Here is a 12,634-nt window from a genome sequence, read left to right as displayed (position 1 = left end):
TTATACCCCTATTTCATAATTACCTATATTATACTGTTATTGAAAAATTTGCAATAAAAATATTCCTAAATTTTAACTATTTGTAACTTGGAGAAAAATGGGTTACTATTAATTTGTACACCCAGTACAATTTTTTAACTAAGGGTGATTTTCAATGAATGACCGGAAGCAGCACGTCATTAAAATGGCGAATCAGCTTTTTATTGATAAAGGTTTTCAAGCTACATCGATTCAGGATATTTTAGAGTATAGTGGAATTTCCAAAGGCACATTTTATAACTACTTCACATCCAAAAACGAACTATTGATGGCTGTTATAAAATCAGCAATTACTGAACGTGAGAGGCATCGTGATGATCTTTTAGTGGGACAAGATCCTTCTGATATTGAAGTTTTTATCAAGCAGGTCGAATTCCAGTTAAAATTGAACCGTAAAACAGGATTTCTTTCCCTATATGAAGAAGTTTTGGTATCAAATGACCCAGAGTTTAAGAACTATATCGAACGGAACAAATTGAAAAATATCCTTTGGATTTATTCGAGGTTTCTGGATATTTTTGGTGAAAAAGCGCAGCCCTATCTCTATGACTGTGCGATTATGTTTATGGGAATTCTGCGTGAAAATATCAAGTTTAATCAAATGGCCAATCCGTCTAACGTGAGTTTTAACCGAGTGGTGAGGTACAGCGTTAGGCGGATCGAAAATATGATCAAAGATGTAGTAATTTCAGAGGAGCAATTGATCTCTCCTCTACAGCTGGAAAAACTGCTGCCTAATTGGAATAATGTGAATCAGTCATTCCAAAAGCAATTGCATCATCTGATCTTTACTATAAAAAAGGAACTGAGGCAAAGCGGTCAGCTAACGAATCAAATTGACTTGCTTGATTTTATCGAGGAAGAATTGCTGGATTCCAAAAAACCGAGGAAATTTCTCATCCAAAGTGCTTTTGACTCTTTAAAATCCGATGATCAGCTTCTTGCCAACAGTCATTTTAAAAAGCTGGATTGTATGCTAAAGGAGTACTTCTCGGATGCAGAATCAGAACCGGTCAAAACCCCCTGATATTTTTACCGGGGGGTTTTTGATGCTCCGTATCCATTTTAGTAAAAGAAGGCCTTCTGGATTTCCCAAGTAAAAAAATGTTGTGAATATGGTTTGACTTCTACCACTGCATCTTCTCCATTTTTTGTGAAAATCAACCCAGACCCCATTTGTTCCTTGTAATCCCATCCTCTAGTATTCATGTATTCTTTAACAATTTTATACCCTTGATTTTTCGTATTTTCCGACAAATACTTTCTTCGCTTATCGGTTTTGGCTACTAGGACATAGTCTGAATTTGAAAACTGAAGCTTTGCGGCTGAAATCAGCATCGGAATCGGATTTCTTTCTTGAAATAAAGGAGAGGCGAAATGGCTGATGGTAAGACATATTCCTATTCCTAAGACAACAATGAAAAAACCAAACTTTCTCAACTTCCGCCCCTCCTGCTCTTCCGAATTTGCTTTCTTCTTAATTATTAGACGATTTACCTATGCAAATTGTTTCAGATGCAGAAGATTTTTTTTAATAGGGAGGAAAAGAGAAAGAAACTATACCGGATTGTGGGCGGAAAGCATCCCATTTGAACAGCGGACCAATCCATTAGCACAAAGTCATTAATCCAATCTTTTTAACAAATCTCGATTTAGTTCAGATACTGATTTTTTCCCTGATAAAGCCAGGGTCAAGTCAAAATCGGCCAATAAATTTCGTAATACCTGTTTCACGCCATCTTCTCCGGCCAATGCCAGTCCGTACATATAGGGTCTTCCTACTAATACTGCCTTTGCGCCTAAACATAGGGCTTTAATGATATCAGAACCCCGTCTAATCCCACTGTCCATTAACACAGGGATTTTTCCCTGCACTTCATCGACTACGCCTGGCAGGGCATCAATAGCGGCAATGGCGCCATCTACTTGTCTTCCTCCATGATTGCTGACAATAATTCCATCTGCTCCGTGTTCTACGGCAAGACGGGCATCTTCAGGATGCAGGATCCCTTTTAATAGAATCGGCAATTTGGTTTGCTGTTTGATAAACTCCAAATCAACCCATGTCAGTGCTGGATTTCCGAAAACTTTGGACCAAAGCATAACCGCAGATTGCATATCTTCTTGTGGAGAAACCTCCAGCCTGGATAAGAAAACTGGATCTTCTAAATAATTTCCAATCCCTTTAGCTTCTAAAAATGGCAGGTAGGCATGCTCAATGTCTTTTTCACGCCACGACATCATCGGGGTGTCCACTGTAATCACAATCGCATCATATCCTGCATTCTCGGCCCGGTTAACCATACTGGCGGCAATTTCCCGGTCATTGCTCCAATAAAGTTGGTACCACCTTGGACTGTCCCCCATTTCAGCTGAAATTTTCTCTAAACTATATGTAGAAGCTGTACTGGCGATAAGTGGAATTTCCATACTAGCCGCAGCCCTTGCTGCAGCCAGTTCCCCATCTGGATGGACAATGGACTGGACACCAACGGGCGCAAGCAAAATAGGATAGTTCAGTTTTTTGCCATAAAGTTCAATCGTCAGTTCTCTTGAAGAGGTATCACAAAGTACTCTAGGGACAATCTTCCACTTGTTAAAGGCCAGATTATTTTCTTTTGCTGTCACCTCACCGCCTGCCGATGCAGCCACATAGTAATATGGCTTAGCACTTAATTGTTCCTTAGCCTTCTTTTCCAGATCTTCATATGAAACTGGAATAATATTTTTTTCAAACTGTTGGTATACCTTTTGCTGTACTTGATTGCCAAAACTCATCCGAATCCCCTTCTTTTCTCATTAATAGAGTAAACGTTTTCATAATGATGATATCACTGTAAAACCACCTGGTCAATTATAAGACGGAATATTTAGATAATAACAATTTTACCTCATTACTGAATAAAAAATATTGGAAAGTCAGTTATTATGTGTTGACTTAATTTTCAAAATAATTATATTATAATAATTAGTCACACGAATTATCTTTAGGAGGCAATATATTATGGAAAGAATCGCTGAAAAACGGCTGGCACGTTCTGAAGTGCCTGAGGAACTAACTTGGGATCTTACCGCCCTTTATCCTTCAGAACAAGCTTGGCAAGATGAACTAGCATTAATCGAGAAGGAGCTAAGCTTGTTTGGTCCCTTTAAAGGTACCTTTCATACTGGGTCAAAAGCACTGCTAGATTGTCTATTAGCTCAGGAGAAGCTGACAGAAAAACTTGTCAAAGCTGGAACTTATGTGGAATTGCGCCAGGCAGCCGATGGAACTGATTCTGATAATCAAGCCCATACAGCTAAATTTGCAGCCTTGCAGACAAAATGCCTGGCAGCCCTATCGTTCATCCATTCTGAAATTCTTTCTTTAGAACAAGGAACGGTTGAAAAATATCTGGATGAAGAACCTGAATTGGCAGATTTCAAAAAGACTCTGCTGGATTTGCTAAATACGAAAAAGCATCAGCTATCACCGGAAACAGAACAGGCATTGGCTGCACTGGGTGAGGTTCACAATGCCCCCTATCAAATTTATCAAATGACGAAATTAGCGGACATGCAATTTGCACCCATCAAAGATGAACAAGGAAATGAACTGCCTGTATCCTTTGCTTTGTTTGAAAACCGTTATGAATTTACTGCCGATACTCACGTCCGCAGAGAGGCCTGGAAATCATTTGTTTCAACCCTAAAACAATACACGAATACAATGGCTGCTACATATGCAACAGAAGTGACCAAGCAGGTGGCTATTGCCAGATTAAGAAACTATCAATCTGTTACTCACATGCTATTAGAGCCCCAGCAGGTTTCAGTAGAAATGTACCATAACCAAATTGATACAATTTTTCATGAATTAGCACCGCATATGCGCAAATTTGCCAAACTAAAGCAAAAGGCTTTGGGCTTAGATGAAATGCAGTTTTGTGATTTGAAGGCCCCATTGGATGCTGATTTCAATCCAAGCACCACCTTCGAGGAAGCAAGCCAATTGATATTGGAAGCACTTAAAGTAATGGGGCCAGAATATTGTTCGATTATCGAAAAAGGCTTTAATGAAAGATGGGTGGATCAAGCTGATAATATTGGAAAATCGACTGGAGCCTTCTGTTCAAGCCCTTTTGGAGCACATCCTTATATTTTGATTACTTGGCAGGATAATATGCGCGGCTGCTTTACCCTTGCTCATGAATTTGGGCATGCTGGCCATTTTTATTTATCGAACCAAAACCAGAGAGTCATGAATACTCGTCCATCCATGTACTTTATCGAAGCTCCTTCTACTATGCATGAAATGCTGCTTGGCCGCCATCTGTTGGCAAATACAGACAATAAACAAATGCGCCGCTGGGTTGTACTTCAGCTTTTAGGAACCTATTACCATAATTTTGTCACTCACCTGCTTGAGGCGGAGTACCAGCGTAGAGTCTATGCGCTTGCGGAGTCTGGAACAGCCCTTACGGCAAAAACATTGACTCAAGTGACGGGTGATGTTCTAAAAGAATTCTGGGGTGACAGTGTTGTAATTGATGAAGGAGCATGCTTAACCTGGATGCGCCAGCCTCACTATTATATGGGATTATATCCATATACGTATTCAGCTGGATTGACCGTCTCAACGGCTGTTTCTCAAATAATCGAAGAAGAAGGCCAGCCTGCTGTCGACAGGTGGCTGGAAGTCCTTCGGGCCGGCGGCACAAAAACACCGCTTGAACTAATTAAACAAGCGGGTGTCGATATGTCTACACCAGAGCCAATCCTTAAAGCAGTGGCCTATGTTGGATCATTGGTGGATGAATTAGAACGTTCTTATGAATAGGTCCATTCAAAAAGGCTGTCCGTGATTGGACAGCCTTTTTGCTATTTGCATTATTTCCATACATCCTCAGCAATTTCTACGACATGGCGCAGTTTTGCCCATTGCTGCTCTTCTGTGAGTAAGTTTCCTTCCTCGGTGGAAGCAAATCCGCATTGAGGGCTTAGGCACAACTGGTTTAAATCGACATACCGGGAAGCTTCATCAATTCTTCGTTTTATGTCATCCGGATTTTCTAATTCACCATGTTTGGAGGTAATGAGCCCTAGGACAATTTTAAGGTCCTTTCTGCTGACAAATCTTAATGGTTCAAAACCGCCTGCTCTGTCACTGTCATATTCTAAGAAAAATCCATCAATATTTAGTCCTGCGAAAAGAGTTTCTGCAACTGGTTCGTATCCTCCAGAAGAAACCCAGGTTGAACGGAAATTCCCGCGGCAAATATGCATAGTGATCGACATATCCTCTGGACGATTTGATACCGCCTCATTGATTGTTTTAGCATAAAGAAAACTTAATTCATTCGGATCAAGCCCTTTTGCTTTTATCTGCTCTCTTTGTTCATCCGAGCATAGGTATGCCCAAGCTGTATCATCCAGCTGCAAGTAGCGGCATCCCGCATCATAGAAAGCTTGTATTGCTTTTTTATAGGTAGAACCTAAATCATGGAAAAATTCTTCCTTATCACTGTAAACAGCCTTATCGATTTCTCCACGGAAATGGAGCATGCTTGGGCTGGGGATGGTCATTTTCGCTGTATGACCGCCGGCAATACTCTGAAGAAACGCAAAGTCTTCAAGCATTGGGTGCTGGCCAAAATCTAATTTTCCAGTGACTTTAATACCGCGGGATTTCGTCTGCTTTTGGTGAAATTGAATGCCGGAATCAGCAATGAAACTCTCTACTCCCACTAGTTTCTCAAGAAAATCGAAATGCCACCAGGAACGGCGGAATTCCCCATCCGTTACAGCTTTCAGGCCAATTGCTTTTTGTTTTTCGACAATTCTGGTAATTTCCTCATTTTCCACTTCCCGTAATTGTTCAGCCGAAATCCTTCCGTCTGCACGTTGGGCACGGGCCTGCTTGACTGGCTCCGGCCTTAATAAACTGCCAACTTGATCGGCCCTAAAAGGTCCTTTATTTTGATTAGTGTCTCCCATTCTTGCTATCCCTCACTTAACCTGTATGTATAATCAAGAAGAAAATAATAAAAATCCCAAATGGATTCTTATCACAAGTATTAAGGAAATTTACATAATTGTCAAACTTTCTAACCAATTTAATAGGATATAAATAATGCTATCAAAGAGGTTTTTAATAAATATAAAAATGCTAGAGTAGAATGATCAAATGCTATTTATCTGCAAAAAAGGATTCGTCCAAAGATGGACAAACCCTTATGACGCCTTGTTATGATGGATCAGTTAATTTCCTTGTGCATAAAGAGTCTGGTATGCAGCTGAAGTTCTCACTTCTACCGTCAGTTTGCCTTTTTGGTAAATGGATTTGATAATCAATGGGACACCGGTCGTGTTTTGAAATTGAAAGTCCTTTCCACCGTATGAGACGGTTGCATCACGGCCGGTAGGCACATAACCTACTGACAAAGAATGATGATTCCATTCAATATAATCGACTCCCACTTTATCGATTGCATTAAATAAGGTAGAGGAAGTTTGGCAAATCCCTCCGCCAATTCCATCTACCAGCTGCTTGTTAACGATTTCCTTTGCTGGTTGATATCCATGCTCTGAATCACTCGGGCCAACAGTAGTATTAAAAGAAAAGGAGTCCTGTACCCCGATAATGGTGTTGTTAATGGCTTGAGCCGACAGCTCGATATTTTTCGACCTGCCTATTACACTGCTGTCAAAGTAGGTGGTATAGGAACCTAGCAGAACTTGGTCCAATGTTCCTGGGTCCTCTGGTTTATAACCGCTCTCTGTGACATAAATGGGGAGCAGCACATCTCCCCCATTAACAGATGCTCCAACAATCTTTTCCACTAATTCTGACTCTTCTAAAATAACTCTAGGTCTCCCTTTGATAATTTGCCCATTGGCATCAATCCTGTCAGGAATCATTTTTTGGTCATACCCCGGCGTTGTGTCAGTTCCTCTTGCCAGTTCTCGTGCCCATTCTTCTAGTTCCTTTTTATAAGCCTCCGGATCCGATTCAAATCCCATTTCATTCGGTAAAATTGTTTTAAGAATTGCTTTTGTATTCGGATCGATAACATTTACCGTAGCTGGCTTTGGCTGTGCGGGCTGCGCCTGCTGTTCAGGTGGCTTTTTTTCAGGCTGTTGAGCTGGGATTGTCCCTTTTTCCTTTGGTTTTGCTGCAGATTCCTCTGCACAACCAGTTAATCCTAGTAAACTACTAATAAGTAACAAAGAAATACCCCAATTTCGTCTTACCATTAAGCATTTACCCCTTTAGTCTTTGTATAAGCGGACCCTATGAAGAATCCCACCCACCTATCGTATTCTCTACTACATGTCTAAATGACTATTTTTAACTGGTTTCAGTGATACTTTTATCATTATAATTCAGAGGGGATGTCGAAGTTTGTCCCTTTTACACTCTGAATAAATTAAATTGAAACCCCATCCATGAGCAAAAAAAAACATCGGTAACATCAAGTGCCGATGGTCCAAATAAGACGGTTTATATAGCTATCTTTTTCTTTTGCCTACGAAGCCCCCTTTATCCCAAAAATTTTTCTCTGAGCAGCCAATACAAGTGTAACCGGCAGATATGCATCGGTCTTTTCCCATTGATTCACATCCATTAAAGGCGGCCGGGCCTTTGCAGCCTAATTTAAACAAGCAAAATCCCTGTTTTGCACCTTGATCATTAAAGGATTCTGCAAATAGTTTTTGATCAAAAAATGCTTTCCGGTGACAGGCCATGTGAACAGTTGTTTGGTAGAATGCTTTTGGACGCAGCTTTTTATCTAGTTCAGGCAGCTCCCCATGAAAATGAATGTGCAGTAATGTTCCAATCATAACTTCTGGAATAGGCGGACATCCAGGGACCAACGCAACTGGTATGCATTCGGGAAGCAGTGATCTAATATCGGTCGAATGGGTAGGATTTTCCCCAGCTGCAGGCAGCCCTCCCCAAGCAGAACAGCTTCCAAATGCCAGGACAGCTTTTGCGTTTTTTGCAGCAAGGATGATTTCCTCGCGGACTGACTTGCCAGCAATCATTAAAAATTCATCACTCCCAGGAATTCCGCCCTCAATTGCCAGCACGTATTCCCCCTGATACTTTTCAAAGATAGATTCTTTGTGATCCTCTGCCTGATAACCACTTGCTGCAGATAAGAGCTCACTGTATTCTAATGAAATAAAATTTAACAATGTATCCAACGAACTTGGCTCAAAGGATCGCAAAAATGCTTCCTTGCATCCAGTACAATCCAAAGCGCTTATCCAGATTACCGGAAGACGATAATCCGGATTCCCCAGCATTTCACTTGTTACATTGATTGCTTCTAACCAATTATAAGATTTCATTGTCCTTATCACCTCAATGACTTTCATTGTGGAAACTCTATCAATGTTGTGTAAACCTGCAGTATTTCAGCTAAAACGTTTGTTATCAATTGGAAGTATACGATTCTTAAACATTTTCTGTCTACAATTTGTGAAAATATTCACAAATTATTCTTTAACCTAAATCCAATTTGAATATATGGAATTCTTATACCGATTTCATCAAATGCCAAGTTTGGTCAAAAAAAGGAGATACTTGTGTCACATCTCCTTTTGGTTCATATTTATTGTTCACAAGCGTAATTGTCATGATCCCTCTCTATTTTGGCCTGATAGGCGGATGGATAGAGGGTTCTGCATATCCATTGAGTACAGGTTCAGCATTAAACATTTTTCACGTTAAAACTCTCATCCTTATCAGGTGAGAATTTTAACCCGCGATCATTTTCTCTTTTTTTTGTTGGATTTTGTCATGCGGCCCAGAATAAAAGCACCGGCTGCAACTCCAAGAACTGTGTTTGTTTTTTTGTTAAATATTTGTTTGGCAACCAGATTTAAATTTTGCGGCCTTTCCGCAAGTCGGCGCATAAAATAACCGTACCAGTCATTGCCAAATGGAACATACGTGCAGAAAGGATACCCTTCCTCGGCAAGCTTTAATTGCAATTCTTTTCGGAATCCATATAGCATCTGAAATTCAAACTTATCATAGGGGATCCGATGCTTCTTTACAAATCGTTTTACATGGTTAATGATGTGATGGTCATGTGTTGCAATGGAGGTAAATTTGCCATGCAGCAAATGCCATTCTATTAATTTAATATAATTGGAGTCGATATCCTGTTTATCTTGATAAGCAATGTCTTCGGGTTCTTTATAGGCTCCCTTTACAATGCGGATTTGATAATTTTGATATTTTTCCAGATATTCCATCGCATTATGGTAATAGGCTTGAATGACTGTTCCAATATTCTCAAATTCAACGGATAACTCATCGACTAAATTAAATGTTGGGACAAGATGGCTGGAGTCTTCCATATCGATATTGACAAACAAATTGTATTGTTTGGCTTTGGCGGCAATTTCCCTCACGTTATTTAAGCAAAGATTGTAATCGATATTCAATCCTAATTGGGTTGGTTTAATAGAAATATGGGCATCGACATCACGCTCATGAATCGCTTGAATGACTTCAAGGATTTGTTCCTTGGCCGTTCGAGCTTCTTTTTCATTAAATACAAACTCACCTAAGTTATCTACTGTGCAAGATATTCCGTGAGCGTTTAGTTCTTTAATGCTGCGGATCGCTTCGTCAAGATTGGTGCCAGCTACAACCGTTTGCGCGCCTAATCTTAACCCATATTTTTTGGCAGCATTGATTAGCAATTGATTCTGAGACAAGCCAATAAAGATGTCTTTTAACATTGTAATGACCCCTTATGATAAAGAAATGGTATATATAACATTATATCATAACGTTTTCAATAGTTTTTATTTTAAAAAAATTCCGAAGAAATTTGGCTATTAAAACAAACGGGCTGCCTGATATACGATGGCAGCCCGTTTTTCTCATAGGTTCTCAGTACTTTGGATACCTGATTTTAACAGGAATTCAAATTTCGGTACGGAGGATGGTTTAGCAAATAAGTAACCTTGAACTTGCCGGCAATTTTGATCTCGCAAAAACTTTAGTTCTTCGAAAGTCTCCACTCCCTCAGCAATGACATCCGTTTTTAGGAGATGGGCAAGTTGAATCATCGCAGCGGTAATCCCGGCATTTTCGGAATGGCAGGAAATATTATGGATGAAGGAGCGGTCTATTTTAATGCCGTCAAGCCGGAATGATTTTAGGTAGGAAAAGGATGAATAGCCCGTGCCAAAATCATCTATATAAATTTTAATCCCCATTCCTTTCAATTCATGAATCGTTTGGATGATGTTCGCCTCATTTTTCATAAGGGAGTTTTCAGTAATTTCGATTTCCAATAAATCCCCATCCAGTTGATATTCATTTAGCATTTGTTTGAATACATTGGCAAAATCACTTTGAATGAAATGCTGTGGACTTATATTGATACTGATCGGGACTACCGGCACCCCAGCATTTTTCCAGCTGACCAGCTGTTCACAAACTGTGCGCTTCATCCAGTTTCCAATCGGAATGATTAAACCTGTTTCCTCTGCTAGAGGTATAAATTCTGAAGGGGGAATTAACCCATATTGAGGATGATCCCAGCGAATCAACGCCTCTGCACTAATAATTTGTTTGGTTTCAATATCTACCCGGGGCTGCAAATGAACGATGAATTCATTATTTTGCAGCGCTTTTCTTAAATCACGTTCAAGAAAAAAGGATCGATAGCTCAATGTATCCATTGAAGTGGAGTAAATCTGGCAATTGTTCCTCCCCTGATCTTTTGCTTTATAAAGGGCAATATCTGCATGCTTCATTAAATCATTTACCGTTTCACCTCCAGCTGGATATAGGCTAATTCCGATACTGGCTGTTACATACAGCTCAAAGTCCTGAATCATAAACGGTTCCGTTAACCAAGTTAAAATTTCCTTTGCAAAAGTAACAGAATCTTCTCCACAGGCAATCACGGGACAGAGTACCATAAATTCATCTCCGCCCATCCGAGCAATATAATTCCCATCCCCAATACGTGTTTTTAATCGAAATGCCAGATCCTCAAGGAGTCTGTCACCGATTAAATGCCCCAAAGTATCATTAATATTTTTAAATCGATCCAAATCAATATACATGACAGCAAGCTGAGATTGGAGTTCTTTGGCTTTTTTAATCGATTGATTCAACTGTTCTTCAAAACCCCTCCGGTTTAGAAGCTTCGTTAATTCATCATGGCGTGCCAAATAGGCGTTTAATTCCTGAATTCTTTTTTGTTCGGTTATATCTTTGCCAATGCAATAAATCCCGGAGATTTGTTGATCCGTGATAATGGGCAGATAGGTGAGATTTAAATGAACCTTGTGCCCTTCTCTATGAAAAACGATGATATCATAATTTTGTGGTTCACCATTTAACGCTTTTTTGAAACAGTTCACTGCTTTTTCTTGGTATTCTGCTACGATTAGGTTTTGAATCGTTAATTGCTGCATACAGTTTAGTGAGTAACCAAGTATTTTTTCTGTAGCAGGGTTCATATTGACAATTTTGCCTGTGAGGTCATACGTAAAAACCGCATCCTGGCTATGCTGGTACAATGATTGGTAGAGGAGTTCATTTTCCCGCAGGAGCTGCTGCGCTCTTCTTAATTCCGTTACATCATGGACATAGCCCAAAAGCTCGACAACCTTACTGTCTTGCTTAATTGGGATGACATCTGCATAAAGCAATCTTCCGCCCATTTCTACTTCATAATTGACACAGGAACCGTTTGTAAAAGCCTTTTTATAGTTAAACAGCTTAAGTTGGGAAATTTCGTTTGGAAAAATATCAGATGGGGTCTTATTTTTAAATTTTACTGTTGTAATCCCCAATTTTTCCAATAGTTTTCCCTCTGCCATTGTATAAAAGATCTTCCCATCTGCATCCTTTTTTAACTTAAATATCCCATTTTCGAAGTTTTTAACAGTTTGATTAAACTCATCCATTAACGCGTTCTGCAAATCCTTTTCCATTTGCTTATGCTCCGTTATATCAACACGGATTGAAATATAACGGGATGGTTTCCCTTTTTCTGACAATATGGGGACAATGGTTGTGTTTACCCAATACAGGCTCCCATCTTTGGCACGGTTGCAGATTTCGCCGCGCCAGACTTTTCCGTTTCCGATTGTTCGCCACATTTGCTTAAAAAACTCTTTCGGATGACAGCCAGAATTGAGAATCCGATGGTTTTGGCCAATCAGCTCTTTCCTGCTGTATTTGGAAATATCACAAAATTTTTTATTAACAACTTCAATAGTACCCCTTTGGTCTGTAATCGCAATAATGGAAGACTCGTCCAAAGCATACTTTAAATCCGCCAGCTCTTTATGAAGGCTAATGACATCATGAATATTGTCCGATTGTTTCTCGCCAAAACCTACAGCGGATTCATTTTTAGATGTATTCATTTTGGGGGCTCCTTAAACTTCTATCCTCTTTATTTGTACTATATAGACTTGCTCCTTGTTCTGTCAATATAAACACAAAAAGCCCTTAGAGGGCTTTTTGTCAGGCTGTCGAAAAACCTTCAACAGCTTTTATTTTATCTTTATTCTTTATTAATTCACCGCGTTAATATGATATAATATTATTAATAGTTGTCTATGC

At 39.7% G+C, this 12,634-nt stretch carries 9 protein-coding genes; 2 read left to right on the top strand and 7 right to left on the bottom strand.

What is annotated here, in order from left to right:
• The first annotated feature begins 154 nt into the window (after positions 1–154).
• Positions 155–1,066 (top strand): TetR/AcrR family transcriptional regulator, encoded by a 912-nt coding sequence (locus tag NFS43_RS06140; RefSeq protein ID WP_251550539.1) that lies wholly within the window; start codon positions 155–157, stop codon positions 1,064–1,066.
• 38 nt (positions 1,067–1,104) lie between these two features.
• Here the strand turns inward: NFS43_RS06140 and NFS43_RS06135 are convergent, their stop codons facing one another.
• Together NFS43_RS06135 and NFS43_RS06130 are read right to left on the bottom strand one after the other, a co-directional pair.
• Positions 1,105–1,479 carry a hypothetical protein gene (locus tag NFS43_RS06135; protein WP_251550538.1) on the bottom strand — a complete coding sequence of 125 codons (375 nt, stop codon included), beginning with the start codon at positions 1,477–1,479 and terminating at the stop codon, positions 1,105–1,107.
• Positions 1,480–1,662: 183 nt separating this feature from the next.
• Positions 1,663–2,817, bottom strand: a complete 1,155-nt coding sequence (locus NFS43_RS06130) for a lactate 2-monooxygenase (protein ID WP_251550537.1) — start codon at positions 2,815–2,817, stop codon at positions 1,663–1,665.
• Between the two features lie 226 nt (positions 2,818–3,043).
• Here NFS43_RS06130 and pepF point away from each other — a divergent pair, with 226 nt between their 5' ends.
• Positions 3,044–4,858 (top strand): oligoendopeptidase F, encoded by a 1,815-nt coding sequence (gene pepF / locus NFS43_RS06125; protein WP_251550536.1) that lies wholly within the window; start codon positions 3,044–3,046, stop codon positions 4,856–4,858.
• Between the two features lie 50 nt (positions 4,859–4,908).
• Here the strand turns inward: pepF and NFS43_RS06120 are convergent, their stop codons facing one another.
• The 5 genes from NFS43_RS06120 to NFS43_RS06100 form a co-directional block, all read right to left on the bottom strand.
• A complete protein-coding gene (locus NFS43_RS06120) occupies positions 4,909–6,015 on the bottom strand; it encodes a 5-methyltetrahydropteroyltriglutamate--homocysteine S-methyltransferase (RefSeq protein ID WP_251550535.1) in 1,107 nt (368 codons plus the stop codon).
• A 264-nt stretch (positions 6,016–6,279) separates the two neighbouring features.
• Entirely contained in the window at positions 6,280–7,275 is a 996-nt protein-coding gene (locus NFS43_RS06115; protein WP_251550534.1) for a VanW family protein, read from the bottom strand.
• A gap of 255 nt (positions 7,276–7,530) precedes the next feature.
• Entirely contained in the window at positions 7,531–8,421 is an 891-nt protein-coding gene (locus tag NFS43_RS06110; protein ID WP_277613906.1) for a hydrogenase small subunit, read from the bottom strand.
• Positions 8,422–8,796: 375 nt separating this feature from the next.
• On the bottom strand, positions 8,797–9,780 hold the full coding sequence (locus tag NFS43_RS06105) for a proline dehydrogenase family protein (protein WP_251550532.1): 984 nt from the start codon (positions 9,778–9,780) through the stop codon (positions 8,797–8,799).
• A gap of 144 nt (positions 9,781–9,924) precedes the next feature.
• The gene (locus tag NFS43_RS06100) at positions 9,925–12,435 is read right to left on the bottom strand and encodes a sensor domain-containing protein (protein ID WP_251550531.1); all 2,511 of its coding nucleotides are present in this window, start codon (positions 12,433–12,435) and stop codon (positions 9,925–9,927) included.
• Positions 12,436–12,634 lie beyond the last annotated feature (199 nt).

It is taken from the genome of Neobacillus muris (genome assembly GCF_943193175.1).
GTDB lineage: Bacteria > Bacillota > Bacilli > Bacillales > Cytobacillaceae > Neobacillus > Neobacillus muris.
This window is presented reverse-complemented; position numbering and strand designations above follow the sequence as displayed.